Origin of the sequence: Sideroxydans lithotrophicus ES-1 (assembly GCF_000025705.1) — a bacterium.
GTDB lineage: Bacteria > Pseudomonadota > Gammaproteobacteria > Burkholderiales > Gallionellaceae > Sideroxyarcus > Sideroxyarcus lithotrophicus.
Map to the genome: position 1 here is coordinate 2,907,934 of NC_013959.1, position 25,112 is coordinate 2,933,045.

Annotated in this window: 25 protein-coding genes and 1 riboswitch; of the genes, 8 read left to right on the top strand and 17 right to left on the bottom strand. The window is 53.0% G+C overall.

Translation table 11 applies throughout. The annotated features are described in order from the left end of the window. From SLIT_RS15455 to SLIT_RS14495, 14 genes are read right to left on the bottom strand one after another with little or no spacing between them, the layout of a single operon-like run. The gene (locus SLIT_RS15455) at nucleotides 1–915 is read right to left on the bottom strand and encodes a glycosyltransferase family 2 protein (protein ID WP_013031012.1); all 915 of its coding nucleotides are present in this window, start codon (nucleotides 913–915) and stop codon (nucleotides 1–3) included. 32 nt (nucleotides 916–947) lie between these two features. Beyond that, complete coding sequence (locus SLIT_RS14435; RefSeq protein ID WP_013031013.1) at nucleotides 948–2,456, bottom strand: lipopolysaccharide biosynthesis protein; 1,509 nt, start codon at nucleotides 2,454–2,456, stop codon at nucleotides 948–950. A 24-nt stretch (nucleotides 2,457–2,480) separates the two neighbouring features. Continuing rightward, nucleotides 2,481–3,227: a cephalosporin hydroxylase family protein gene (locus tag SLIT_RS14440; RefSeq protein WP_013031014.1), complete on the bottom strand. Its 747-nt coding sequence runs from the start codon at nucleotides 3,225–3,227 to the stop codon at nucleotides 2,481–2,483. Nucleotides 3,228–3,257: 30 nt separating this feature from the next. Continuing rightward, entirely contained in the window at nucleotides 3,258–3,914 is a 657-nt protein-coding gene (locus SLIT_RS14445) for an acetyltransferase (protein WP_013031015.1), read from the bottom strand. Beyond that, nucleotides 3,914–5,023, bottom strand: a complete 1,110-nt coding sequence (locus tag SLIT_RS14450; RefSeq protein ID WP_013031016.1) for a DegT/DnrJ/EryC1/StrS family aminotransferase — start codon at nucleotides 5,021–5,023, stop codon at nucleotides 3,914–3,916. Before SLIT_RS14450 ends, SLIT_RS14445 begins: the two co-directional genes overlap by 1 nt. Next, complete coding sequence (locus SLIT_RS14455) at nucleotides 5,020–6,246, bottom strand: class I SAM-dependent methyltransferase (RefSeq protein ID WP_013031017.1); 1,227 nt, start codon at nucleotides 6,244–6,246, stop codon at nucleotides 5,020–5,022. The genes SLIT_RS14450 and SLIT_RS14455 overlap by 4 nt, the downstream gene beginning before the upstream one ends. Further along, complete coding sequence (rfbC, locus tag SLIT_RS14460) at nucleotides 6,243–6,803, bottom strand: dTDP-4-dehydrorhamnose 3,5-epimerase (protein WP_013031018.1); 561 nt, start codon at nucleotides 6,801–6,803, stop codon at nucleotides 6,243–6,245. Before rfbC (SLIT_RS14460) ends, SLIT_RS14455 begins: the two co-directional genes overlap by 4 nt. 2 nt (nucleotides 6,804–6,805) lie before the next feature. After that, nucleotides 6,806–7,906 carry a CDP-glucose 4,6-dehydratase gene (rfbG, locus tag SLIT_RS14465; RefSeq protein ID WP_223293805.1) on the bottom strand — a complete coding sequence of 367 codons (1,101 nt, stop codon included), beginning with the start codon at nucleotides 7,904–7,906 and terminating at the stop codon, nucleotides 6,806–6,808. Further along, nucleotides 7,867–8,640: a glucose-1-phosphate cytidylyltransferase gene (rfbF, locus tag SLIT_RS14470; protein ID WP_013031020.1), complete on the bottom strand. Its 774-nt coding sequence runs from the start codon at nucleotides 8,638–8,640 to the stop codon at nucleotides 7,867–7,869. The genes rfbG and rfbF overlap by 40 nt, the downstream gene beginning before the upstream one ends. Before the next feature lie 9 nt (nucleotides 8,641–8,649). After that, entirely contained in the window at nucleotides 8,650–9,816 is a 1,167-nt protein-coding gene (locus tag SLIT_RS14475; protein WP_013031021.1) for a DegT/DnrJ/EryC1/StrS family aminotransferase, read from the bottom strand. Then, nucleotides 9,813–10,745: a GDP-L-fucose synthase family protein gene (locus SLIT_RS14480; RefSeq protein WP_013031022.1), complete on the bottom strand. Its 933-nt coding sequence runs from the start codon at nucleotides 10,743–10,745 to the stop codon at nucleotides 9,813–9,815. The genes SLIT_RS14475 and SLIT_RS14480 overlap by 4 nt, the downstream gene beginning before the upstream one ends. A gap of 14 nt (nucleotides 10,746–10,759) precedes the next feature. After that, the gene (gene gmd / locus SLIT_RS14485; RefSeq protein ID WP_013031023.1) at nucleotides 10,760–11,881 is read right to left on the bottom strand and encodes a GDP-mannose 4,6-dehydratase; all 1,122 of its coding nucleotides are present in this window, start codon (nucleotides 11,879–11,881) and stop codon (nucleotides 10,760–10,762) included. Between the two features lie 21 nt (nucleotides 11,882–11,902). Further along, the gene (locus tag SLIT_RS14490; protein WP_013031024.1) at nucleotides 11,903–13,486 is read right to left on the bottom strand and encodes a mannose-1-phosphate guanylyltransferase/mannose-6-phosphate isomerase; all 1,584 of its coding nucleotides are present in this window, start codon (nucleotides 13,484–13,486) and stop codon (nucleotides 11,903–11,905) included. After that, on the bottom strand, nucleotides 13,479–13,826 hold the full coding sequence (locus SLIT_RS14495) for a MarR family EPS-associated transcriptional regulator (protein WP_013031025.1): 348 nt from the start codon (nucleotides 13,824–13,826) through the stop codon (nucleotides 13,479–13,481). Before SLIT_RS14495 ends, SLIT_RS14490 begins: the two co-directional genes overlap by 8 nt. A gap of 54 nt (nucleotides 13,827–13,880) precedes the next feature. Here SLIT_RS14495 and SLIT_RS14500 point away from each other — a divergent pair, with 54 nt between their 5' ends. The 7 genes from SLIT_RS14500 to rfbD all read left to right on the top strand — a co-directional run bounded on the left by SLIT_RS14500 (nucleotide 13,881) and on the right by rfbD (nucleotide 20,342). Next, nucleotides 13,881–14,996 (top strand): glycosyltransferase family 9 protein, encoded by a 1,116-nt coding sequence (locus SLIT_RS14500; RefSeq protein WP_150103022.1) that lies wholly within the window; start codon nucleotides 13,881–13,883, stop codon nucleotides 14,994–14,996. Nucleotides 14,997–15,104: 108 nt separating this feature from the next. Continuing rightward, nucleotides 15,105–16,424 carry a lipid IV(A) 3-deoxy-D-manno-octulosonic acid transferase gene (waaA, locus tag SLIT_RS14505; RefSeq protein WP_013031027.1) on the top strand — a complete coding sequence of 440 codons (1,320 nt, stop codon included), beginning with the start codon at nucleotides 15,105–15,107 and terminating at the stop codon, nucleotides 16,422–16,424. Further along, a complete protein-coding gene (gene rfbB, locus SLIT_RS14510) occupies nucleotides 16,417–17,484 on the top strand; it encodes a dTDP-glucose 4,6-dehydratase (RefSeq protein WP_013031028.1) in 1,068 nt (355 codons plus the stop codon). The genes waaA and rfbB overlap by 8 nt, the downstream gene beginning before the upstream one ends. A gap of 119 nt (nucleotides 17,485–17,603) precedes the next feature. Next, the gene (locus tag SLIT_RS14515; RefSeq protein WP_013031029.1) at nucleotides 17,604–17,978 is read left to right on the top strand and encodes a four helix bundle protein; all 375 of its coding nucleotides are present in this window, start codon (nucleotides 17,604–17,606) and stop codon (nucleotides 17,976–17,978) included. Nucleotides 17,979–18,022: 44 nt separating this feature from the next. Next, entirely contained in the window at nucleotides 18,023–18,898 is an 876-nt protein-coding gene (gene rfbA, locus SLIT_RS14520) for a glucose-1-phosphate thymidylyltransferase RfbA (protein ID WP_041420907.1), read from the top strand. Further along, nucleotides 18,898–19,446, top strand: coding sequence for a dTDP-4-dehydrorhamnose 3,5-epimerase (gene rfbC / locus SLIT_RS14525; RefSeq protein WP_013031031.1), 549 nt, complete (start codon nucleotides 18,898–18,900; stop codon nucleotides 19,444–19,446). The genes rfbA and rfbC (SLIT_RS14525) overlap by 1 nt, the downstream gene beginning before the upstream one ends. Then, complete coding sequence (gene rfbD / locus SLIT_RS14530) at nucleotides 19,443–20,342, top strand: dTDP-4-dehydrorhamnose reductase (protein ID WP_013031032.1); 900 nt, start codon at nucleotides 19,443–19,445, stop codon at nucleotides 20,340–20,342. The genes rfbC (SLIT_RS14525) and rfbD overlap by 4 nt, the downstream gene beginning before the upstream one ends. 182 nt (nucleotides 20,343–20,524) lie before the next feature. On the opposite strand, the gene SLIT_RS14535 is transcribed toward rfbD, so the two are convergent. Next, nucleotides 20,525–21,856: a TolC family outer membrane protein gene (locus tag SLIT_RS14535; RefSeq protein ID WP_013031034.1), complete on the bottom strand. Its 1,332-nt coding sequence runs from the start codon at nucleotides 21,854–21,856 to the stop codon at nucleotides 20,525–20,527. 85 nt (nucleotides 21,857–21,941) lie between these two features. Beyond that, the gene (locus SLIT_RS14540; protein ID WP_041420908.1) at nucleotides 21,942–22,595 is read right to left on the bottom strand and encodes a protein-L-isoaspartate O-methyltransferase family protein; all 654 of its coding nucleotides are present in this window, start codon (nucleotides 22,593–22,595) and stop codon (nucleotides 21,942–21,944) included. Between the two features lie 110 nt (nucleotides 22,596–22,705). Further along, nucleotides 22,706–22,796: riboswitch (TPP riboswitch) on the top strand. A gap of 26 nt (nucleotides 22,797–22,822) precedes the next feature. On the opposite strand from SLIT_RS14540, the gene thiC reads away from it, so the two are divergent. Next, nucleotides 22,823–24,694, top strand: coding sequence for a phosphomethylpyrimidine synthase ThiC (gene thiC / locus SLIT_RS14545; RefSeq protein ID WP_013031036.1), 1,872 nt, complete (start codon nucleotides 22,823–22,825; stop codon nucleotides 24,692–24,694). 28 nt (nucleotides 24,695–24,722) lie between these two features. On the opposite strand, the gene SLIT_RS14550 is transcribed toward thiC, so the two are convergent. Beyond that, nucleotides 24,723–25,112, bottom strand: a complete 390-nt coding sequence (locus SLIT_RS14550) for a hypothetical protein (RefSeq protein WP_013031037.1) — start codon at nucleotides 25,110–25,112, stop codon at nucleotides 24,723–24,725.

Here is a 25,112-nt window from a genome sequence, read left to right on the forward strand (position 1 = left end):
TTAACGCTCGCCACGGGCTCGTATCGCCCGGCGTATCGGTTCGCGAACCGTCATGGAAAAAAACATTTCGGCCAGTTTTAGCGGAAACGCAAACAGCAATGCCAGCCGAGTCCAACCTTTGGCTATTCTGATGAACGATATCAGATAGCCCATTCTTTGCCGGGCAGTACGAATTTTCTTGGCTATTGAGCTTTTTTGCGCGGAAACGTAGTGCTTTTGATTATTCACAGTACAGCCGAACAGTCTTTTTTCAGCCAGTGCTAGCCGCCCTTGGCCTAACAGCCAAAATACGAATAATGTATCTGCACCGTATTCACCGTAACGCTGGACATGCTCCGGCCAAGAAAAGCTCTTCATATTCCTCATAGGTAACAACCCATAAATAGCATGTGGAATTGCTCCACCTTCTGGCAACATGAAAAATCGAAGCTGCCTTATTAGCGAATTGTTACAAGTCATTGTTACTAAGGCCGCATGCGAATCGGGATAATCCAAAACAGTGCGGCCATCCTCTTCTCTAATGTCAAAATCACAAAATGAAATTGTCGCCGCGTCATCATTTAATTTTGCTGCAAGTAAATATTCGACAAATTCAGGCGAGTGCCAATCATCATCCGCAGACCAAATAAAAAATTCGCCCTTAGCTTTTTCCAATACAAACTGAAAATTGAGATTGATTCCTAAATTTGCTGATTGCTTGAAGTATCTTATTCGTTCGTCGTTACGCATAAATTCGCACATTATATTTTCCGTTTCATCCCCTTGCGATGCGTTATCGGAAACTATAATGTCCAGATTAGTGTACGTTTGTTTCGTAATCTCTGTAAGAGTGCGTCGCAAATCCACTGGTCGATTGTATGTTCGAATGCCGATACTTATGAGCGGCTTATTTTTCGAGCTTTCGATTTTTTCCATTTTCTTTTCTGCTTCTGTGCAAAAGTGCTTTATCAGAACCTGGCCAATTTGTACTTTGCGAAGTTCAACAACATAGGTCGCATTTTGTCAGCCAGTAGAATTGTAGTTGCTAGTGACACCGCCCCCGCTATTACTAAAAAGAAGAATTCGGTCCAGCGGTCCAGCATCATCTCAGGCCTAAATTGTTTAGCTAGCAGCATGATGCCAGCCGCACCGATAGTTGGTAGTAGAACGTCTGCAAAATACCATCGCCATTTTTCGCGAGTGAAAATTCTGCGATGCATAATTTGCACCGCAATCAGAACATAGCCTGCGTTTAGAATCACCCATATCCAGGCTGCACCAATAACACCGTAGCGAGGAACGGTCCAGAATATTGCTGGAACAAGAACTACAACCGCCACAATGTTTGTCTTAATACCAAGGCTAACCCAACCATATGCAAGCTGTAATTGCACAGGCATGTGCATTAAACAATTCAAGAACACTCCGACTACAAATATTGACAGAATGGATCCTGTCTTTTCAGCAAGGTTGACATCGCCAGACCACATGAACAACACATCCTTGGAGAAGAAACACAGAAGCATTAGGGCAGGGACGATCAGTACCGTGACTAATTGTGATCCCTGATGGTAGAGGGCTGCAAGCGCGGCTTGGTCGTCCTTCGTCGAAAGTTCTACCATTCGCGGATAAAAAGCTGTTGTAATTGGACTGATGACAATATATAACACCCCTGCAACTGTCGAGGCCAATGTGTAGTAACCAAACAACTCAAGTGGAAGTAGTCGAGATAGCAACACCTTATCTATCTGAGTAAGAAGTATTGCAAGAAAAGTTACGAGCATCATCCCACTAGCAAATTTCCATACGTCTGCTATAGCAACGAACGTAAACTTTGGTGCAAAAGGTGGTTCTGGTAATGCTCGATGCACACCCGCTGCCAAGGTAACTACAGATACCATTGAAATAGCCGCTTGCCAAAGAAAAAAAGCCTGTACTGTGGGTGATAACCAGGCCAATACAACGACTGCACCTACATTGCGTAGTGTAGCGATAGCTGCATTTACAACGTTGTACCAGACTTGCTTTTGCAATCCGATTAAGGAGCTGCGGTAAATGCTTTCTATAAAACGTAGCGCAACAACTATTCCCATGACTGCAAGGGCTTGCCCAACCACTGAAATAGGCAGCTTTTCTGCCTTAAGCCAATCTGTTGCCAAGTAGCTAGATGCGATCCAAGTAGAAATCACTATAACTGCTGCGATACAAATAGTGATAATTTCCAGTGACCGCAATAGATTATTTATCGACTGAGGGCTGTGCGCACCCGCTGTAAACCGGGCCATTTCACGATTAAGCGTTGGTGTCATGCCCATATCGAGCAGAGTCAACCAAGCTTGCATCACAGCAAAAAGCCCTATTAGGCCGTAGGACTCCATTCCAAGATACCGAATGTATAAGGGAATAAAGGCCAGCCCCATAACTGCGGACCAGCCTTGGCCGAAATAGTTGGCAATAATGTTGCGCTTCAGCGCCATATTGTTTGCACGCAACAATCTAATTTACTTAACACGCTTCAAATAGCCATCCGGTGCAACCGTAATCATTATCTTATTTTGGATTGCCAAATCAATCTCAAACTCCGAGTGGCTCTTTAAATATTCCCACACGGATGTTTTCGGATTATTACCCTTACCCCATGGACGGTCCGGGAACATCTCATTGGGCATGTCTTCAATGACGGTATCCATGACAACGCAATAACTTCCAACAGTCGTCAACGGCGCGTACGCCTCCAATTCGGCCAAAACATGTTCATGGGTGTGATTGGAATCAAGACATACGAGTACGCGCTTTTTTCCTTTGGCCTTTTCGTTGACCCTCGCAATTATTTCCGGGGCGATGCTCGATCCCTGGATCATGCTGATACGTTTGTACATCGGGTGTTCTTCGATTGCTTTGCGATTGTGCGGGCGGATATCGATGTCAACCCCCAGAACCTCGCCTTCAACTCCCGTGCAGGATGCGATCAGCTCGAGCATCGACGCGGAAAATATCAGCGAGCCTCCGTGTGCAATCCCAGTTTCAATGATCAGATCGGGTTTGACTTCCCAAATTATCTGCTGCATTGCCAGAATATCTTGAGGATATTGGATTATTGGGCGGCCCATCCATTCGAAGTGGTAGGAGTATTTTCCGCTGTTCGCAGTGTCCATCCATGAGCGTGTTAATTTTTGCAATTGTACGTTATCGCCCTGGGCCTTGATTTCGTTCGTGCATTCTTGTTTGAATTGCTCAGCTGGATTCATTTTCAATTCCTTAATGGTTATTAATTTGTTTTACAAAATCGTCTTGACTATCTTTGCGGGATTCCCAAAAGCCACTACGCGGTCGGGAATGTCTCGCGTAACTACGGAACCTGCCCCAACAATTACATTGGCACCAATTCTTATTCTTGGCAGAACCACGCTTCCGGCACCGATCAGTGTGTTCTCGCCGACCTGCACGCACCCGCACAACGTAGCCCCGGGTGCGATATGAACTCCTGCGCCAAGTATGCATTCGTGATCCACACTGGCTTTCGTGTTGATGATACAAGCTTCACCAAGCTCTGCCATCGGAGATATAACGGATCCTGCAAGGACGTGGCAGTTCTCACCAACGCGGGCAGAAGTTGAGACAATGGCATTTTCGTGAACTAACGTTGGGGTTCTGAATCCTGATTTGCGAAATAGCTCAAGAAAGTTTCGTCTATCACTCCCGCTTGCCCCACCAATCGCGGCGATCGCGTTTATGTCCTTTCTTCCTTTGAGTTTCTGGCTCCAGGCTTCATATGCCTCGAGCCCGATGTGAATTTCAATGCCCATCAAACTGGAGTTCGCGTCGGGAGAGTTGTCAAATAGAGCAATCACTTCGCCGCCCTGCGCCCGTACAATCTCTTCAAGCACTAGAGCATGTCCCTTGGCACCCCAAATGATGTATTTCTTCGGCGCCATTATTTCGTGTATATGGACTTAACCGCGTCGACCACCCGGTCCTGATCGGCCTTCGACAAGTCATGGTAGCTGGGCAAGTTAATTGCCCTGCCGGGGATGTCGTAGCTGTTTTTGTTCTCAGGTTGCGGCTGAAACATCGGCAAGGAGCTTAGCGGGTGAAAAAAGACTCGCCCATCAATGTTTTCCGCCTTGAATTTTTCCAACAGTCGCTCACGCGTAACCCCAGTTTCATGCGCAAACACCGCGGTCGGCATCCAATAGCCATTGGTAGTACCCTCATTTTCGGGATTCATGCTGACCCCATACATGCCGCTCAGCTGCTCCTGATAATAGGAAAATATTTCTCTCTTCCGGCCCACCAACTCCACGATTCGGTCCATTTGGCCGCAGCCAATTGCAGCCTGTATGTTGGACATCTTGTATTTGAACCCAACTATGTCCGGCCAGAATTGTTTGGTTTGTCCGACCGCACGCCCATGGTTGCTCAAGGTCAGCACTTTTTCATATAAGGCGCGGTCTTGTGTGATGAACATACCGCCTTCACCCGTTGTCAGAGTCTTCGTACCGTGAAAAGAAAATGCACCAAATGCGCCAAGCGTCCCGGCGTGATGCCCCTTCCAGTATGAACCTATGGCTTCTGCTGAATCTTCTACGACCGGAATGCCATGCATTGCGCCTATTTCAAGCAGTCGATCCATTTCGCAAAGATTGCCGTACAAGTGAACAGCAATAATCGCTTTTGTCTTTGGAGTGATCGCCGCCTCAATCCGGGCGGGATCGACGCACCATGTATCAGGCAGAACATCTACAAATACCGGCTTCGCTCCCAAATACGTTATGGGTGCTGCCGAAGCGATCCAGTTCGTATCGGCAAGTATGACCTCGTCGTCGTGGCCTACGCCCAATGCGGCCAGGCCCATGTGCAGAGCACCGGTACAACTGGATGTTGCTATTGCATAGTGTGATCCGGTGAATTCACGAAACTTCTTTTCAAATTGGGTTATGTATTCATAGCAACGTTCACCCCAGCCATTTGTGGCTGCGTCAGTAGCATATTCAACTTCCTTTTCAGTGATCGATGGTTTCGTATAGAAGATGCGCGGTTTCATTTGATCTCCAAAGCAGGCACTGAAGTTACAAACTGGCCACCCCATTCACGAATGTAGTTCAGTTGATGAGACACTTCTGTGCGCAGATTCCATGGCAGGATAAGTACAAAATCCGGTTTGGTTTGCTTGATACGTTCTTCACTGACAATCGGAATGCGACAACCGGGCAGGAACTTGTCCTGTTTGGCAGGATTGCGGTCCACCACATAGGGCAGCATATCAGGACGGACTCCAGCGTAATTCAATAAGGTGTTTCCTTTCGCTGCCGCACCATAGCCGGCCACTGTTTTGCCGGCACGCTGGGCTTCGATCAAGAAAACCAATAGGTCGTTTTTGACTTTATCTGCTTTGGCCTGGAAACCCGCATAAAACGCCTTGCTGTTTATGCCTGCCCCGGTTTCATGTTGCAGCAATTTCACTACGTTTTGGCTTGTCTGACGGGTACCGGAGTCTTTTCGTTGAGCATAGACGCGCAAACTTCCGCCATGGGTGGGCAATTCTTCTACATCGAACACAATCAATCCGTTCGCTTCAAAAATCGTTTTGACTGCGGTGAGGGAAAGGTAGGAGTAATGCTCGTGATAGATGGTATCGAACTGGTTTTGCTCGATCAGGTTCAACAAATGGGGAAATTCGAAAGTCGCCACGCCCGCGGATTTAAGCAATACGGCAAAACCGGACACAAAGTCGTTGATGTCAGGCACATGTGCCAACACGTTATTGGCGGCTGTAAGGTCGGCCTGTTTGCCTTGTGCAACCAACTGTTGAGCCAGTTTTACGCCGAAGAATTCTTCGACGATTTCGATGCCTTTGGCGCGCGCTGCATCTGCGGTGCTCGTCGTTGGTTCGATACCCAGGCAGGGGATTCCGCGTGCTTTCGCGTATTGCAGCAGGTAGCCGTCATTGGCGGCAACTTCGACGATATGCGACGTTGCATCCAGCGCAAAGCGCTGCGCCATATCCGCCACATATTGTTCCGCATGCTTCAGCCAGGTAGTCGAGAAAGAGCTGAAATATGCGTAATCGGCGGAGAATAATTCGTCTGCACCCGCGTAGTCCTCGGTTTGTACCAGCCAGCATTGGGTGCATACCAGCACGCGCAGCGGAAAGTATTTTTCGGGCGCATGTAATGTTTGCCGGGTGAGATAGGCGTTGGACGGTGGAGCCGAGCCCAAGTCGACCAGTGGCAAAGCTAGTTCTGTGTGGCAATGACGGCACTTCATAAGGATATTCCCTGAAAATCTTGTTCAATCAATTTGTGGTTCATATCTCTGTCTGAGATTTCTGTAGTTGCCAAAGGCCAGACGATGCCCAATTTTGGATCAGCAAAATTCAACGCTCCCTCCGCTTCCGGGTGATAGCTTTCTGTATGCAGATAGATCAATTCACAGTCTTCAGTCAGTGTTTGAAACCCATGCGCAAACCCTTCCGGAATGAGCAGACTTTGGCGATTTTGCGCCGAAAGTATTGCCCCATGCCAATGCAAAAAGGTGGGCGAATTGCTACGCAGATCGACTGCAACATCAAATATTTCTCCGTGCAAACAACTCACCAACTTGGCTTCAACGTAGGGGGGATATTGGAAGTGCATTCCTCGAACGGCGCCTTTTTTTCGGGTCAATGTTTGATTGATCTGCTTAATGGCCTTGGTCAGGCCAGCCTCTCGAAATTCATCGGCGCAGTAAAAACGCGATAGAAAACCACGTTGGTCTTCGATTGCTTTGCGCTGAACTAAGGTTAATCCTGACAAAGGAGTGGAGACGAAATCGAATCGGGCCATGCTTATTCGGCTCCCCTGCCACGCTGGTATTGGGCGATTTGATCAAGGGTTATGGAGCGCATGTCATCCTGCATTTGCCATGCCTTATGCCACTCCAGCGTTTTCTGCAGTGCGGTTTGTAAATGCCAGCGTGGTTCCCAACTCAGTCTATTTTTTGCTTTGCTGCTGTCCAATTTGAGGTAGTGCGCTTCATGCGGTTGCGGTGTTTCATCGCATTTCCATTTCACGTCACTTCGCATTTCAGCCAAACGCTCAACTATCCAACGTACTGGACGAGCATCTTCATCGTCAGGTCCGAAATTCCAGGCTTCCGCAAAACCCAAGCCATCAACATAAAGTTGCTCCGCCAGCATCAAATAACCTGATAAAGGCTCCAGCACATGTTGCCAAGGTCTGGTAGATTGGGGCGAGCGTATATTCAATGTTTCATTCGCGTCCAGCGCCCGCAAAAAATCCGGGATCAGTCGATCTGCTGCCCAGTCTCCTCCGCCGATCACGTTTCCAGCTCTTGCGCTTGCCAGTGCGATGCCGGCTGGCTCCAGAAATGATTGCCGATAGGCAGACGTAACCAATTCTGCACAACCTTTGCTGCTTGAGTATGGATCGAAGCCGCCCATCGCTTCGTTTTCACGGTATCCCCATACCCATTCCTTGTTCTCATAGCATTTGTCAGTGGTGACATTCACCACTGCTTTCACGCCGGGTGTGCCACGAACGGCTTCGAGCAAATGTACTGTTCCCATCACATTGACAGCATAGGTTTCGGCTGGTTGTGCATACGAGTAACGTACCAGTGGCTGTGCGGCAAGATGAAAAACTATTTCGGGTTTAGCTACCTGCATTGCCTGGCTCAGCTTTTCCGCTTCCCGAATGTCGGCGATGGTGCTACTTGCCATGCCTTTGCACACATCCGCCGCCTCAAACAGGTTGATCTTTGTAGGCGGGTTTAGAGCGTATCCATGCACCACTGCACCCATGGATTGAAGCCACAGCGATAGCCATCCGCCTTTAAAGCCGGTATGTCCAGTCAGAAAAACGCGTTTGCCGCGCCAGAATTCCGGGCTCACTTCCACACCTTCCACGGCGCTTTTCCGCTTTGCCAAAGTTCTTCCAAATGATTCTTGTCGCGAAGTGTGTCCATCGGCTGCCAGAATCCACTGTGTTCGTAAGCCATCAGTTCACCCTGCGCGGCCAATTGGCTGAGAGGCTTACCTTCCCATGATGAACTGTCATCTTCGATCAGCTGTATGCAACTTGGCGATAAAACAAAGAATCCACCGTTGATCCAACCGCCGTCGCCTTGAGGCTTTTCAATGAAACCACGCACTGACTTCCCATCCATATTTAGCGCGCCATAGCGCCCTGGCGGTTGAACGGCGGTAACCGTCGCCTTTTTCCCATGCCGTCTGTGAAATTCGATCTGTGCCCCGATATCGACATTGGATACGCCGTCGCCATACGTGAAGCAGAACTCAGGCTCGTTTTTTACATAGTCAGCTACACGCTTCAGGCGCCCCCCGGTCAGCGTGTCTTCACCAGTATCTACTAGCGTCACCTTCCATGGCTCTGCATTGTGTTGATGAACTTCCATTTTATTGTTTTGCATGTCAAAGGTTACATCGGACATGTGCAAGAAATAGTTGGCGAAATATTCCTTGATGACGTAGCCCTTATATCCGCAGCAAACCACGAAGTCGTTAATTCCGTGAGCTGAGTAAACCTTCATGATGTGCCAGAGAATCGGGCGTCCGCCGATCTCGATCATCGGCTTCGGACGCGTCGATGTCTCTTCGCTGATTCGTGTTCCAAGACCACCTGCAAGAATGACTGCTTTCATCGTTTCTCCCTACAACTTGGCAAGTGCTTCAAACGCTTCAGGAATTGGGTAATGGTGATTGCCGACGAACAAACCGTTCCGGTCGATGTGATCGGCATTCTTCAATGTACCGTGCACTTCAGAATCAAAGTATTTCACCACTTCATTCTTGGCAAAATTGCCTGCAACGATCGGTCGACATTCAAAGCCCAGTTCATTCAATCTCACTACCAGCGCTTTACGCGTGAGCTTGCTACCGGGACGAATCACCAGGCTGAAACCGAACCAGCTGCTCTCACCGATCTCCTGCTGGATGATGACGTCAGGATGACTTGCCAACGCCGCTTGTAGCAGTTTTCCGTTCTTGCGGCGTTCTTCCACCATCTTGGGCAGTCGTTTGACTTGTTCGATGCCCAGAGCACCTTCCATTTCGAGGGGGCGGACGTTGTAGCCCGGCAGCACAAAGCGGAACGACTCCTCGAACGGATCATCGCTTTTTTCACCGCACACCAGGTTTTGCTTGGGTAGATTGCGTGTCCAGCCATGGGCCCGAAGAGATAATAGTATTTGATAGAGCTCTTCATCGTCCGTAACGATCATTCCGCCTTCCATGGTGGAGATGTGGTGGCTAAAGAAAGAACTGAACGTGCCCATTACGCCGAAGGTTCCTGCTTGTTTGTCCTGGAATTTTGCACCCATTGACTCGCAATTATCTTCGATCAACACGATTTCGCGTTTGCCGATGATCTGCCGAATGCGCCCGAAATCGTTCGGGTTTCCCAGCAGATTGACCGCCATGATGGCGCGAGTCTTGTTTGTAACGGCTTGTTCCAGTTGCTCGAGATCGTAGTTGAGTGTTTGCAAGTCGATATCGACGAATTTGATCTTCAATCCGTATTGATACAGCGGGTAGTACGTCGTGCTCCACGACACGGCCGGCACGATGACCTCATCGCCCCGCTTCAGTTTCAATTTGGAATTCTTGGTATAGAACAACGCAGCAACCATAAGCAGATTCGCGGAAGAGCCTGAGTTCACCATCACACAGTGTTTGCTGCCGACGTACTTGGCAAAATCACCCTCAAAGGCTTGCACGTTTGCGCCCATAGTGTACATGCCGGAGGCGATGACGCGTTGCATCGCATCTTGCTCTTCCTGCCCCCAGGAGGCAGTGGCTAAGGGAAACTTGAAACTCATTGCTGGTGCTCCTTCAAATAGTAGCTATATGTTTTTTCGATTCCTTCGCGCAATCCATTCTGCGCTTTCCAACCCCAAGCGAGTTGTCGCTCGACACTCACCAGTTTGCGTGCCATGCCGACAGGTTTGCCAAGGTCGTGAACAAAAGAGCCGGTGTACCCCATCACATCCGCCGCTGCTTGATAATATTCGTTGATGGTGTAGTCATGCCCCAGGCCGACGTTCATATAGGTAGGCAGTGTTTCGAAATCCTTTATCGCCCGCAGAACTGCATCAGCCAAGTCACCCGCATACATGAATTCACGGCGCGCAGTTCCGTCGCCCCATATCTCAACGGAGGTCTGTCCCGCTAGCTTGGCCAAATGGACTTTGTGGATTATCGCGGGGATCAGGTGCGAATGCGCCGGATCGAATTTGTCGTGGCGCCCGTAGATATTGCATGGAATTAGCGTCTTGTATTGGTAGTTCGCATCCTCGCGCATGAGGTAATCGCAAAGTCGCGCTGTCACTACCTTAGCTAGAGCATAGCCTTCATTGGTCGGCTCAAGTTCACCCTTGAGTACCATCTCTTCTTTCAACGGCTCGTTGTGGTTGCGCGGATACATGCAGGAGCTGCCAAGATTGATCAAGCGTTTGATACCTGCCTGATGCGCAGCCCAGACGATGTTACGCCCCATGTCGAGATTATCCATCAGGAAATGAACTGGTTCGCGCATGTTGGCCTGGATACCACCGACTTTGCCGGCCGCGTGGATCACCATATCCGGGCGGTGCTTTTGCAAATAAGCCTGCACGGCACTGAAGTTGCACAAATCCAGTTCGCTACTACGGGGCGCGATGACATCAAATTCCTCAATGCCTGGATATTCGAGCAGGTTGCGCCCGACCATGCCACCACCACCAGTCAATAAGATTCGAAGCTTGCTCATAGGTCAACCAGTAATTATTCGTGCGGATTGAAGGCGGTATAACCGTGCTTCTTTACCAATTCATCACGCTCCGCACCCTTAAGGTCTTCGCGCACCATCTCGCTGACCAGTTCATCGAAGGTGATCTTGGGGGTCCAGCCAAGTTTGTTTTTGGCTTTGCTGGCATCACCCAAAAGTGTTTCGACTTCGGTGGGGCGGAAGTAGCGCGGATCAACGCGCACTATCGCGCGCGAGGACTGAGTACCGGGTACTGAGGACTGAGTGACCAGGTAGCCGACTTCGTCGGCATCTTTTCCTTCCCAGCGGATTTCCATGCCCAGTTCCTTGGCTGCTGCATTCACAAAATCGCGCACGCTGTATTGCACGCCGGTTGCAATTACAAAGTCTTCCGGCTTGTCTTGCTGCAGCATTAGCCATTGCATTTCCACGTAATCCTTGGCATGGCCCCAATCGCGCAGTGAATTCATATTGCCCAGGTACAGGCATTCTTGCAGGCCGAGTTTGATGCGTGCCAGTGCGCGGGTAATCTTGCGCGTGACAAAGGTTTCGCCGCGTATTGGCGATTCGTGGTTGAACAAGATGCCGTTGCAAGCATAAATGCCATAAGCTTCGCGGTAATTGACTGTGATCCAGTAGGCATAAAGTTTGGCTACAGCATAAGGGCTGCGCGGATAGAACGGCGTAGTCTCTTTTTGCGGTGTCTCTTGCACCAGACCGTATAGCTCGGAAGTGGATGCCTGATAGAAACGTGTCTTCTTGGTCAAGCCGAGCATGCGAATTGCTTCCAGAATTCGCAAAGAGCCCAGTGCATCGGAATTGGCTGTGTATTCCGGCTCTTCAAACGATACTGCAACGTGGCTTTGAGCTGCAAGGTTGTAAATTTCGTCCGGCTGAACTTTCTGGATGATGTGGGTCAGGCTGGAGGAGTCGGTCATGTCGCCATGATGCAGAAAAAAAGGCCTTCCCGTTTCATGCAAATCGTGGAAAAGATGATCGATACGGGCAGTGTTGAACAGTGAACTGCGACGTTTGATGCCATGCACCTCGTACCCTTTGTCCAACAGCAATTCTGAGAGATAGGCGCCGTCTTGTCCGGTAACGCCGGTGATTAATGCAACCTTCCTGGTTTTGCTCATTTGCTTTTCCCTGTTGTTTGGCTATCTGCCGTAATTATCTTCATAGCGCTGTATATCGTCTTCGCCCAAATAATCGCCGACCTGAATCTCGACGATGTGCAGCGGTTCTTTGCCGAGATTTTCCAGACGATGTTTTGCGCCTATCGGAATATAGGTACTTTGATTTTTCTGAACGGTAATGACTTTTTCTCCGTTGGTGACAGTGGCGGTACCGGACACAACTACCCAATGTTCGGAGCGCTGCCGATGGCTTTGCAAACTCAGGCGCGCGCCCGGTGCAACTTCGATACGCTTGAGCTTAAAGCCCTCCGGATCTTCTTCCAGCACGGTGTAGCTGCCCCATGGACGGTTCACTTTGGCATGAAAGATATGTTCGGTGGCGCCCTGATCGTGTAGTTTATCCACGACCTCGCGCACACGCTGCGTCTGATCGCTCTTCGAGATCAGCACCGCATCGGCGGTCTCGATCACGCACAGGTCTTCCACTCCGATAACCGCGACAAGTCGCTTTTCGGCGCGGATCAAGCTGTCTTTACAATCCACTGCGATGACATTGCCTTGCAGTGCATTCCCATTCGCATCTTTGGGCGATATCTCATGCACCGCTTGCCAACTGCCAACGTCGTTCCAGCCGATGTCGCAGGGGATGAGCGAGACTCGATCCGATTTTTCCAATACACCGTAGTCAATTGAGATAGAGGGCATTTCGGCGAAGTGTTTTTCCACTGCTTGCTGGAAGGTTGAACCGGTTTGGCGTTCTGCAAGGATCGTTTGTACGACTTTGTCCACTTCTGGCAAGTAGCGTTGTATTTCGGCAAGGATCGTTGAAGCCCGCCATACGAACATGCCGGAATTCCAGTAGTAATCGCCTTCTTTAAGAAAATGCTCGGCGGTTTCTTGATCCGGCTTTTCGGTGAAACGTTCAACTTCCAAAACACTGTTCTGAGTGCCAGAAAGGCTGTTCTGGGTACTGAGTGCTGAGTGCTGAGAAACATTGTTCTGAGTGCTGTGTGCTGAGTGCTGAGAAACTTTGTTCTGAGTTGTGAGTGCTGAGTGCTGAGGAGAGCTGCTCTCTGCCTTTTCACTCGGCACTCGGCACTCAGTACTCAGTACTCTCTTCTCTTCACTCGTTGCTCGTGTTTTGATATAGCCAAAGCCTGTATCGGGACGGGTTGGCTGAATTCCGAAAGTTATCAATTTGCCGGTTTGAGCCGCCTCAATTGCCGTGCCCAGATGTTCGCGGAATCTTGCTTCGTCTTTGATGACATGATCGGCAGGCAGCACAACCATGACAGGGTCTGCGCCTTTTGCCATAAGGTAGGCTGCGGCCAATGCGATGGCTGGTGCTGTGTTGCGGCCAATGGGTTCATATATGGCTTGGTAGGGCAAAAGAGCGTGATACGCCTCTCCTTTTGCATGCGATTCCTGCGTGACAATCAACACATCCTTTGCCTCTATTGTTGGAGACAGGCGATTGATCGTGGTCTGCAGCAACGAGTCATCGCCATCCAGCGCCAGAAATTGTTTCGGACGATGCTGTCTCGACATAGGCCACAGCCTGCTGCCGCTACCACCCGCCAATATGACGGCGTTGACCTTACTCATGCGCTTTCTCCAGCAGGTTCTTTTGCTCGGCCTCGCGCTGCAATTCTTCGATCTCGGTACGTAGACGCTCGTATTCGCGAATCTTGATTTTCAAAAATTCAACTGTCATGCGCGCCTTTTGCTCAACACCACTAGGCGTAAGCAAATAGGCATAGGCCAGCTTATTGTCGCTGTTGCGGAAGTTATTGATCTTGAGGCTGCCCTTTTGAACCAGCGCGTTGAGGCAGAAGTTGATTTTGCCAAGGCTGACGCCAAGACGCTTTGCCAGATCCCTTTGCGAGAGTCCGGGGTTCTCTTCCAGCGTCTTGAGAAGACTGTAATGTGTGGTTTCGTCTAACATTCAGGGTGCGTTCAGTCGTTGAACGGGGCGCATTACAGCAGGCTTGGGTTGATTGTGTCAAGCATTCAACAGGCTGATTTCGTTACAATGGTGCACCTTTCTACCCGCCTACCCTTAGTGAACGACCACTCTCAAGCCAATTTGCGCATCGCTATCGTTCGTTTTTCCGCGCTTGGCGACGTAGTGATGGTGTCGGCCGCCGTGCTGGCTTTGCAGCTCAGCTTTCCGGCTGCAACGATCACCTGGATCACCAGTCCTTTCGCTTACGCGTTGCTCAAAGGAATGGATGGGGTCAACTTTGAAGTGTTTGATAAGCCGCGTACTTTTGCGGACTACCGCGCGTTTTATCGTGCTTTCCGGCATCGACAGTTTGATGTAGTACTCGCGATGCAGGCCAATTTGCGCATCAACCTGCTTTATCCCGCGCTGCACGCCCCGGTCAAGATCGGCTTCGACCGCACGCGGGCACGCGAAGGGCAGTGGTTGTTTTGCAATCGCCAAATTCCTTTCAGCGACTCTCACCTTACCGATAGTTTCCTGTCTTTTGTCGAGACCTTGTCCGGTTCGCCTGCGATGGCTACCTGGAAATTGCCTCTCGACGCGAGCGATGAGGGATGGGCTCGAGAGCAGTTTCAGTCGCTACCCAAACCCTGGGTAGCGATCCATCCTCATTCAAGCAAGGCTGAACGTAACTGGTTGCCGGAACGCTACGAAGAAATCGTGACCCAAGCCATTAGTCGCTGGAAAAGCGGTGTGGTGCTAACCGGCGGCAACTCTGCTACGGAAATGGCTTTGTGTGAACGCCTGTCGCATCTATTCCCCGACCACACCTTAAATCTCTGCGGCAAGTCTAGTCCCAAGCAACTTGCCGCAGTACTCGGTCTTGCGGATGTTCTGATTGCGCCCGATACCGGTGCAGTGCACATTGCCAGAGCCATGGGCACGCCTGTGGTCGGGCTCTATGCCGTTGCGTCGCCCAAGCTGACCGGGCCCTATCGGCAATTGGAGTATTGTGTGGATCGCTATCCCCAAGCGGTCAAAAAATATCTGGGTAAAGACGCCGACGAGGTTCCCTGGAATACACGCGTGCATCATCCCGATGCAATGGCTTTGATTGAGGTTTCCGACGTTATATTTCAGCTGGAAAAACTATTGGGACCGCTAATATGAGGCGAAAATTTCTATTTGCCCGTCATTCCGGCGAAGGCCGGAATCCAGTGTTTCTATTCAACTGGACACCGGCCTTCGCCGGTGTGACAAGTGATTAAAGGCGCACTTATGAGGAAGCTTATTGACTCAAGATTTGCTTACACCGCGCTGATCTGGCTGCTGCTGCCCTATGTCTTTTTCCATTTGTGGTGGCGCTCGCGCAAGCAACCTGAATATCTCGATCATATCGGCGAACGCTTTGGCCGTTATAAGGTGAGTTGCGACAAACCCGTTATCTGGATACACACTGTTTCAGTCGGCGAAACCCGGGCCACGGTCACGCTGGTGCAGAGTTTGCGCGCGAACTATCCCGATCACCAAATCCTTCTCACCCATACTACGCCCACCGGGCGGGCTGCCAGTGAACAGCTATACGGCGACGATGTAATCCGGGTGTATTTGCCCTATGACTATCCGTTCGCAGTAAAACGTTTCCTGAAGCACTTTCGGCCGCGTGTAGGAGTTCTGCTGGAAACCGAGATCTGGTTCAACCTTATTCATGCATGCCATGCAGAATCAGTTCCGCTGTTATTGCTTAATGCCCGGCTTTCGGAAAAGTCGGCCAAACGTTATGCCAGTTTCCCCAAGCTTGCCCGTGCCAGCCTGCACACGCTGTTCCTGATCTCGGCGCAGACTGAAGACGATGCATTGCGCCTTGCCGGTTTGGCTAATCGCGCCGTTCCCGTGATGGGCAATCTGAAATTCGACATTGCACCACCCGCCGCGATGCTGGAATTGGGCAAGCATCTGCGTTCCCTGTTTGGCGAGCACCGGCCTGTTTTCGTTGCGGCCAGCACGCGAGAGGGGGAGGAGGCGCTTTTGCTGGACGCCTTGCGCAATGCGGATGTGGATAAATTGCTTGTTGTGATTGTGCCGCGCCATCCGCAGCGTTTTGATGAAGTTGCCGCAATGATCGAACAACGCGGATTGCGCATGCAGCGTCGCAGCGACGACGATCCCATTTCCGATCACACCCAGATCGTGCTGGGGGACAGTATGGGGGAGATGTTCGCCTACTATGCAGCGTGCGACCTGGCTTTTATTGGCGGAAGTTTGTTGCCATTTGGCGGCCAGAATCTGATCGAGGCCTGCGCGGTCGGCACACCCTTACTGATTGGTCCGCATACCTACAACTTCGCGCAGGCAACGGAGCTCGCCGTTGCCAAAGGCGCAGCGATTCAGGCCCATCATGCTGACGACCTCGTTCATCAGATCAATATCCTGCTGCACAATCCTGAGCAATTAAATCAAATGAGCCAAGCCGGAAAATCCTTTGTAAATAGTAATCGCGGCGCAACCAAACATGCCGTTTCGCACATAGCGCTGGCGCTCAATCAGGTGCTCTACAACGAAATAGTTTCAAGTCAGGTAAAATTTCGCCATGAATAAAACTCTCGTCACCGGCGGAGCCGGCTTCATAGGGTCGGCAGTCATACGCCAATTTATTAACGATACGGCTTGCAGCGTTGTTAATGTGGACAAGCTGACCTACGCGGGAAACTTGCAATCTCTGGCTTCGGTGTCGGACAACCCACGTTATCGTTTCGAGCAAGTAGACATTTGCGATGCTGCCGAAGTGGCACGGGTATTCCGTGAGCACCAGCCGGATGCTGTGATGCACCTTGCGGCCGAGTCGCACGTTGATCGTTCTATCAGCGGCCCGGCAGACTTTATCCAGACCAATATCATCGGCACCTATACTTTGCTCGAAGCCGCACGCGGCTACTGGAACAGCCTGGATGGGGAGCGCAAAGCTGGTTTCCGCTTCCACCATATTTCCACCGATGAAGTCTACGGCAGCCTAGGCGACACCGGCTTTTTCACTGAAGAAACGGCCTATGAACCCAATTCACCTTATTCCGCCAGCAAGGCATCGTCGGATCATCTGGTGCGCGCATGGCACCATACTTACGGCTTTCCCGTGGTCACCACCAACTGCTCCAACAACTATGGGCCTTACCATTTTCCGGAAAAACTCATTCCGCTGGTGATCCTGAATGCCGTAAATGGCAAGCCGCTTCCCATTTACGGCAAGGGCGACAACATTCGCGACTGGCTGTATGTAGACGACCATGCGCGCGCGTTGCGTCTGGTGCTGGAGCGCGGCAAGCTCGGCGAGACCTACAATATCGGTGGTTGGAACGAGAAGACCAATCTCGAAGTGGTGCTTGCCATCTGTGCCGCGCTGGATGAACTACGCCCGCAAGGCGCTCCGCACAACAAACTTATAACCTACGTCGCAGACCGTCCCGGTCACGACAAACGCTATGCCATCGACGCCACCAAGCTTGCACGCGACCTCGGCTGGAAGCCACAGGAGACGTTCGAGACCGGCCTGCGCAAGACCGTCGAATGGTATCTGCAGAATACGGACTGGGTAAAAGGCGTAACCAGCGGCGAGTATCAGCATTGGGTTGAAAAACAGTACGGGGGAAACAGTGCTGAGTAGTGAGTGCCGAGTGCTGAGTAGAAGCAGTTCGGGGCAGTGCGTGCTTGACGCTCAGCACTCGGCACTCAAGACTCAGTACTTGGTTTTGTACTCCGTACTCGTTACTCGGTACTGAACTTATGGGGATTTCGCGGTTTGAGGAGTTGATTGCTTGGCAAAAAGCGCGTGTACTCGCCGCTTCAATTTATCAAATCACTGCGCAAGGTGCTTTTTCTAAAGATTTTGGCTTTAAAGATCAGATTCAGAGAGCCGGAGTATCTGTGATGTCTAATGTCGCTGAGGGTTTTGAGCGCGGTAGTTCGGCAGAATTTCACCAATATCTGGTTATTGCCAAAGCTTCCTGCGCAGAGTTGCGGGCCCAGCTTTATCTCGCGCATGATGTCGGCTACATTGACCAGAAATTATTCAATGAAACAATGGAACTAGCGGAAGAAGTGGCCCGGTTGGTTGGCGGACTTAGGGCATCAGTAAAACGACAAGGTATAACTAAATGACTCAACACTCCACTCCGAACTCAGCACATGGTACTCAGCACTCTATGAAAGGAATTATTTTAGCCGGCGGTTCCGGCACGCGGCTTTACCCGGTAACGCAGACGATTTCCAAGCAGTTGCTGCCGGTGTACGACAAGCCGATGATCTACCATCCGCTCACGACCTTGATGCTCGCCGGCATACGTGATGTACTGGTTATCTCCACCCCGCAGGACACTCCGCGCTTTGAACAACTGCTCGGCGACGGCTCACAATGGGGCATGAATTTTTCGTATGCGGTGCAACCTTCACCCGATGGTCTGGCGCAGGCTTTCATCATCGGTGAATCCTTTATCGGCAACGACGCATGTTCGCTGGTGCTGGGCGACAACATCTTCTATGGCCACGCTTTCGATACCCTGCTGACCCCGGCGGCAAACAAGACCGATGGCGGCACGGTGTTCGCCTACCACGTACATGATCCGGAACGTTACGGGGTGGTCGATTTCGATGCATCGGGCCGCGCGCTCAGCATCGAAGAAAAACCCCTGAAGCCGAAATCCAACTATGCCGTGACTGGCCTGTATTTCTACGACAACGATGTGGTCGAGATCGCCAAGTCGATCAAACCCTCGGCCCGCGGCGAGCTGGAGATCACCACCGTCAACCAGATCTACCTGGATCGAGGCAAGCTTGAAGTGCAGCTGATGGGGCGCGGCTATGCGTGGCTCGACACCGGCACGCACGAATCGCTGCTGGAAGCCTCCATGTTCATCCAGACGCTGGAGAAGCGGCAGGGCCTGAAGATCGCCTGCCCTGAAGAGATCGCCTATCGCAAAGGCTACATCTCGGCCGAGCAATTGCAAAGACTCATCGCTCCGCTGGCCAAGAACGGTTACGGCCAGTACCTGCAACGCCTGCTGCAGGAAGAGAGGCGTTGATGCAAGTCGTTGCTACTGCCATTCCCGACCTATTCATCGTCGAGCCAAAAGTGTTCGGCGATGACCGCGGTTTCTTCTATGAGAGTTTCAATCAGCGTCGCTTCACCGAATTGACCGGGGTGACCGACCCTTTCGTGCAGGACAACCATTCCAAATCCGCCCGCAACGTATTGCGCGGCCTGCATTACCAGATCCGCCAGCCGCAGGGAAAACTGGTGCGCGTCATCGCCGGGGAAGTGCTGGATATCGCCGTTGATATTCGCCGCAGTTCGGCCACTTTCGGTCAGTGGGTAGGCGTGAATCTGTCTGCCGAGAACAAGAAGATGCTATGGGTACCCAAAGGCTTCGCCCACGGGTTCGTGGTGCTGAGCGAGTCCGCCGAGTTCCTGTACAAAACGACCGACTACTGGGCGCCCGAACACGAGCGCTGCATCGCTTGGAACGACCCCGATCTGGCCATCGACTGGCAATTGGCTGGCGCGACACCGCTGCTCTCCGCCAAGGACCAGGCCGGCAAGCTCCTGCGCGATGCCGAGACGTTCGCATGAAAAGAATATTGGTCACGGGCAAGAACGGCCAGGTCGGCTGGGAGCTGCAGCGTTCTCTCGCCGCTTTCGGTGAGATCATTGCGCTCGATTCGGACTCAATGGATCTTGCCGATCCGGATGCGATCCGGCGCACTATTCGCGAAGTTCGCCCCGACATCATCGTCAATCCCGCCGCTTATACCGCCGTCGACAAGGCCGAAAGCGAAATGGAACTGGCCAATGCAGTAAACGGCATCGCGCCCGGCGTCCTGGCCGAGGAAGCGAAACTGCTCGGCGCAATACTGGTGCACTACTCGACAGACTATGTGTTCGATGGCAGCAAGCCTGCGCCTTATGTCGAAAGCGACGTACCCAACCCGCAAAGTGTCTATGGCAGAACAAAGCTGGCCGGAGAACAGGCTGTGCGCGCTTCCGGGTGCAAGCACCTGATCTTTCGTACCAGCTGGGTGTATGGCGTGCACGGCGGGAATTTCGTCAAGACAATGTTGCGCCTGGCCAGGGAACGCAACGAGTTGCGCATCGTTGCCGATCAGTTCGGTGCGCCAACCTGGGCCAAAGATATCGCCAACTCGACCGCCACCGCGCTGCACAACTGGCAGCAACTGGCATGGGATGACCGCCTGAGCGGGCTATATCACCTCACCGCCGCCGGTCGCACCAACTGGCATCAGTTCGCTGAAACGATCATCCGCGAAGCGCGCAAGTACGACACCGCGCTTGCCGCCAAGACCATTGCGGTCAACCCCATCGCAACGCACGAATACCCGCTGCCCGCCAAGCGCCCGGTCAACTCGGTGCTGGCGAACGACAAGGTGCGCAATGCGTTCGGAATTGCGATGCCGGAATGGCAGGATAGTCTCGTCGAATGCGTACGGCTGCTCTACGCGCAGCCGTAGCGATCTTGGAACCCAGTTTGTTATTGGCCGTCATTCCGGCGCAGGCCGGAATCCAGTCATAAATATCATTCTGCGCAGCAGGCAACATGATGTTGGCTCGCTTGCGCGAGAAATATATAGTCATCTGGATTCCGGCCTGCGCCGGAATGACATGGCTGTCTTATGGACAATCTGGTGTGAACTCAGTGCAGCGCCAGATTGACCCTGCCCAAGTCGTCTTCCGCCAGCCCGCCCACCGCCGCCTTCAGGCTTAACTGGCTGACCAGATAGTTGTATTGCGCCTGGTACAGGTCGCGCCGGGTCGAGAACAGCTGCTGTTGCGCATTGAGCACGTCCAGGTTGGTGCGCACGCCCACTTGCTGTCCCAGTTTGCTCGCTTCCAGCAGGCTTTCGCTGGATTTCAATGCCTGCTGCAGGGCCTGTACCTGCGAGATGCCGCTGACTACGCCCAGATACGCCTGGCGCGTCTGCAGTTCGACGTTGCGGCGGGCGTTCTCCAGGTCCTGTCTGGCCTTCTCGCGGTTGGCTTCGGCTTCGCGCCATTTGGACTGGATGGCGCCGCCCTGGAACAGCGGCATATTGAGCTGGACGCCGATGGCGGTGCTGCGCGTGTCGGTGGCGCCGAAGGTGCCGCCGCCGGTGGTGTTCTTGTTGTAGTTGGCCACCAGGTCGACGGTGGGCAGGTGGCCGCCGCGGTTGCGGTCGACTTCGCGGTCGGCGATCTCGGCCGCGGCCTGGGCCATGGCGATCTGGTAGTTGCCGTGCCGGGCGTCGTCTACCCATTTCTGTATGTCGGCCGGTACCGGGGCTTCCAGCTTGAAGCCGGGGCCGAGGTCGTTGAGTGTACCGACGTTGCCATTGACCAGTTGCTGCAGGCTGCGGCGCTTGATCTCGAGGTTGTTGGCGGCGTTCAGCTCCTGGGCGACGATGAGGTCGTAGCGGGCCTGGGCTTCATAGGTGTCGGTGACGGTGGCGGTGCCGACTTCGAAGTTGCGCTTGGCCTGTTCCAGTTGTTCGGAGATGGCGGTCTTCTGGGCGGCGGTCAGCTGGACGTTGTCCTGGGCGATGAGGACGTCGAAGTAGGCCTGGGCGCTGCGCAGGATGAGGTCCTGTTCGGCCAGTTTGAACTGGGCTTCCGAAATCGCCACTTGCAGTTCGGATTCGTTGTACAGGGCCCAGTTCTGTTCGCGGAACAGGGGTTGCACGAGGGTGGCGCCGTAGCCGTGGCTGTTGTATTGCTGGTTGCCGCCGTAGGGGGCGAGGAAGGAGCCGGGGGCGTAGGTGGTGGTGACGTTGTTCTTGGTGGTGTTGGCGTTGAGGCTGACGCTGGGCAGCAGCAGGGAGCGGCCCTGGGTGAGTTTCTCCTCACCTGCCTGCTGGCTGGCCCGGGCGGCGGCGAACACGGCGTCCTGGCTCTGCGCCGCGTGGTAGATGTCGAGCAGGTCGGTCGCGCCTGCCAGCGGGGTGATGCCCAGCGACAGGAATACGCATAGTGCTGTTTTGGAGAGTTTCATCGCCCGTTCCTAATATTAGAGTTTGCTAATATTACATGTTGCGACCAAGCATTTCAAGCTTGGGGCGAACCTCGCCCCGGCGGGATCAGAATACGAAGCGTTGCGGCTGGGGAGCGTTCACGAGCGGCGCGACGCTGGTCTCGAACAGGGTGGTGGTCTCGAAAACGCCGGGCGCCACGCAGGTGACCCTCATGGCGTGCATCGCGGGAGCATCTCCGACGATGGCAAACAGGCGGCCGCCAACGTTCAACATCTCATAGAAGGATTCCGGCGGCAGCGGCACCGAACCGGTCAGCACGATGGCATCATATTTCTCAGTCCCCCAGCCTTTGGAGGCATCGCCGATTTCCAGCGTGACGTTATCGTAATGATGTGCAGCCAGGGTGCGTGCCGCGCGAGCGCTCAATTCCTGCACCAGCTCCACGCTGGTGACGTGTGCCGCCATGCGCGACAACAGCGCTGTCAGATAGCCGCTGCCCGTGCCCACTTCCAGCACTCGGTCGCTGAGCTTGAGCTCAAGCGCCTGCAAGGCGCGCGCTTCCAGCTTGGGCGACCACATCGAAGCGCCATGACCCAGGGGGATCTCGATATCCATGAAGGCCAGCGATTGTTTGTCCACGGGTACGAAATGTTCGCGCTTGACCTTCTTGATGAGGTCGAGAACCTCGATATCCAGCACATCCCAAGGACGTATCTGCTGTTCCACCATGTTGAAGCGCGCAAGTTCCATGTTGTTCATCCCCCTGTCCCCTAGCTACGTAGTTTCAAATCGAAGCGCAGTATAACAAGCACACCCTGCCCGCTCAACGCTTTATCAGCTTGCCATAGGGACCGGTTTCCAGTACCTTCATCGCTCGCTAGGGGTCTTCGTAACGAAGTGAGAAACACCCTTTGAACCTGTACGGGTAATGCCGTCGTAGGGAAGCATCCCCCGATGCTCCCCCGTTAATTTTGGAGCACCATCAAATGAACGCCAATCCCCAATTCCTGGCTGCTGCTGCACATGTCGACGAAGCGGCAGTCAAACCCTTGCCGAATTCGCGCAAGATCTATGTCGAAGGCAGCAGGCCTGACATCCGCGTGCCGATGCGCGAGATCACGCTGACCGATACCCACCTGAACAACGGCGTCGAGAAGAACCCACCGATCTACGTCTACGACTGCTCCGGCCCTTATACCGACCCCGCCGTCAAGATCGACATCCGTTCCGGCCTGGACGAGATGCGCGCGCCGTGGATCGCCGAGCGCAACGACACCGAGCCGTTGCCGCGCCTGACCTCCGAATACGGCCAGCAGCGTCTGAACGACCCGACACTGGCCGACATGCGCTTCAACCTCAAGCACACGCCGCGCAAGGCCAAGCCCGGCAAGAACGTGACGCAGATGCACTATGCCCGCCAAGGCATCATCACGCCGGAGATGGAATACATCGCCATCCGCGAGAACCAGAGGATCGACGGACTTTCCGAAATGTTGCTGACCCAGCACAAGGGCGAGAACTTCGGCAAAGCCATGCCGAAGAAGATCACGCCGGAATTCGTGCGCGACGAAGTCGCTGCCGGACGCGCCGTGATCACCACCAACATCAACCACCCCGAAGTCGAACCGATGATCATCGGGCGCAACTTCCTGGTAAAGATCAACGCCAACATCGGCAACTCCGCGCTCGGTTCCAGTATCCAGGAAGAAGTCGAGAAGATGACCTGGGCCATCCGCTGGGGTGGCGACACGGTGATGGATCTCTCCACCGGCAAGAACATCCACGAGACGCGCGAATGGATCATCCGCAATTCGCCCGTGCCCATCGGCACCGTGCCCATCTACCAGGCGTTGGAGAAAGTGAACGGTAAGGCCGAAGACCTGACCTGGGAGATATTCAAGGACACCTTGATCGAGCAGGCCGAACAAGGCGTGGACTACTTCACCATCCACGCCGGTGTACTGCTGCGCTACATCCCGATGACCGCAAACCGCATGACCGGCATCGTATCGCGCGGCGGTTCTATCATGGCCAAGTGGTGTCTGGCACACCACAAGGAGAATTTCCTCTATACGCATTTCGAGGATATCTGCGAGATCATGAAGACCTACGACGTGACCTTCAGCCTAGGCGATGGATTGCGCCCCGGCTCGATCTACGACGCCAACGACGAGGCGCAACTAGGCGAACTGAAGACGCTGGGCGAGCTGACGCAGATCGCGTGGAAACACGACGTGCAGGTGATGATCGAAGGCCCCGGCCATGTGCCCATGCACATGATCAAGGAGAACATGGACCTGCAACTGAAGTGGTGCCACGAAGCGCCGTTCTACACGCTGGGCCCGCTGACGCAGGACATCGCCCCCGGCTACGATCACATCACCAGCGCCATCGGTGCTGCGATGATCGGCTGGTTCGGCACCGCCATGCTGTGCTACGTCACGCCCAAGGAACACCTCGGCCTGCCCAACAAGGCCGACGTGAAGGAAGGCATCATCACCTACAAGATCGCCGCCCACGCCGCCGACCTCGCCAAGGGCCACCCCGGCGCGCAGATCCGCGACAACGCCATGAGCAAGGCGCGCTTCGAATTCCGCTGGGAGGACCAGTTCAACATCGGCCTCGACCCCGACCGCGCGCGCGAGTACCACGACGAAACTCTGCCCAAAGAATCGGCCAAGGTCGCGCACTTCTGCTCCATGTGCGGCCCGCATTTCTGCTCAATGAAGATATCGCAGGATGTGCGCGACTTCGCAGCGAAGGAAGGCCTTTCCGAGCAGGAAGCGCTTAAGAAGGGGATGGAAGTGAAGTCGGTGGAGTTTGTGAAGCAGGGGGCAGAGGTTTATCACAAGGCTTGAGGAATCATATAAGGCGACGCCGTTATCCTTACCGCCAGAAGCAAGTTTCAAAATTTGGGGACAGTGAATAATCCCATTTATTGACCGCTTGAAAAGTCTTGAGCAAATACGACAGCTCGCCAAATAGCGGCATGGATCTTCGCTCTTCCTCGGTTGCCGCACGAAGCGCTACAAATTCATGCAGCGCATGATCGTCGTCGGTGGGGCCTCCTGATAAATCCCACAATTCTTTGTACACGGGCGGTATGCCAACTTGCTCTGCGACAAAGTACTCGCCTGATTCCAAACATTCCTTTAGTGCAGTAATGTCTTCTTGCGTAGGCTCTCCAGATAAAAGAAGTGAATCCCACGCTTTATAGTTCGACCCATCGCGGTACATATACTCGAAAATGCAATAAGTAATATCGCTGGTCATCAT

Coding starts and splice junctions, on each gene's coding strand:
- SLIT_RS15455 (WP_013031012.1), bottom strand. CDS start 915: ATGGAAAAAATCGAAAGCTCGAAAAATAAGCCGCTCATAAGTATCGGC.
- SLIT_RS14435 (WP_013031013.1), bottom strand. CDS start 2,456: ATGGCGCTGAAGCGCAACATTATTGCCAACTATTTCGGCCAAGGCTGG.
- SLIT_RS14440 (WP_013031014.1), bottom strand. CDS start 3,227: ATGAATCCAGCTGAGCAATTCAAACAAGAATGCACGAACGAAATCAAG.
- SLIT_RS14445 (WP_013031015.1), bottom strand. CDS start 3,914: ATGGCGCCGAAGAAATACATCATTTGGGGTGCCAAGGGACATGCTCTA.
- SLIT_RS14450 (WP_013031016.1), bottom strand. CDS start 5,023: ATGAAACCGCGCATCTTCTATACGAAACCATCGATCACTGAAAAGGAA.
- SLIT_RS14455 (WP_013031017.1), bottom strand. CDS start 6,246: ATGAAGTGCCGTCATTGCCACACAGAACTAGCTTTGCCACTGGTCGAC.
- rfbC (WP_013031018.1), bottom strand. CDS start 6,803: ATGGCCCGATTCGATTTCGTCTCCACTCCTTTGTCAGGATTAACCTTA.
- rfbF (WP_013031020.1), bottom strand. CDS start 8,640: ATGAAAGCAGTCATTCTTGCAGGTGGTCTTGGAACACGAATCAGCGAA.
- SLIT_RS14475 (WP_013031021.1), bottom strand. CDS start 9,816: ATGAGTTTCAAGTTTCCCTTAGCCACTGCCTCCTGGGGGCAGGAAGAG.
- SLIT_RS14480 (WP_013031022.1), bottom strand. CDS start 10,745: ATGAGCAAGCTTCGAATCTTATTGACTGGTGGTGGTGGCATGGTCGGG.
- gmd (WP_013031023.1), bottom strand. CDS start 11,881: ATGAGCAAAACCAGGAAGGTTGCATTAATCACCGGCGTTACCGGACAA.
- SLIT_RS14490 (WP_013031024.1), bottom strand. CDS start 13,486: ATGAGTAAGGTCAACGCCGTCATATTGGCGGGTGGTAGCGGCAGCAGG.
- SLIT_RS14495 (WP_013031025.1), bottom strand. CDS start 13,826: ATGTTAGACGAAACCACACATTACAGTCTTCTCAAGACGCTGGAAGAG.
- waaA (WP_013031027.1), top strand. CDS start 15,105: ATGAGGAAGCTTATTGACTCAAGATTTGCTTACACCGCGCTGATCTGG.
- rfbB (WP_013031028.1), top strand. CDS start 16,417: ATGAATAAAACTCTCGTCACCGGCGGAGCCGGCTTCATAGGGTCGGCA.
- SLIT_RS14515 (WP_013031029.1), top strand. CDS start 17,604: ATGGGGATTTCGCGGTTTGAGGAGTTGATTGCTTGGCAAAAAGCGCGT.
- rfbA (WP_041420907.1), top strand. CDS start 18,023: ATGAAAGGAATTATTTTAGCCGGCGGTTCCGGCACGCGGCTTTACCCG.
- rfbC (WP_013031031.1), top strand. CDS start 18,898: ATGCAAGTCGTTGCTACTGCCATTCCCGACCTATTCATCGTCGAGCCA.
- rfbD (WP_013031032.1), top strand. CDS start 19,443: ATGAAAAGAATATTGGTCACGGGCAAGAACGGCCAGGTCGGCTGGGAG.
- SLIT_RS14535 (WP_013031034.1), bottom strand. CDS start 21,856: ATGAAACTCTCCAAAACAGCACTATGCGTATTCCTGTCGCTGGGCATC.
- SLIT_RS14540 (WP_041420908.1), bottom strand. CDS start 22,595: ATGAACAACATGGAACTTGCGCGCTTCAACATGGTGGAACAGCAGATA.
- thiC (WP_013031036.1), top strand. CDS start 22,823: ATGAACGCCAATCCCCAATTCCTGGCTGCTGCTGCACATGTCGACGAA.
- SLIT_RS14550 (WP_013031037.1), bottom strand. CDS start 25,112: ATGATGACCAGCGATATTACTTATTGCATTTTCGAGTATATGTACCGC.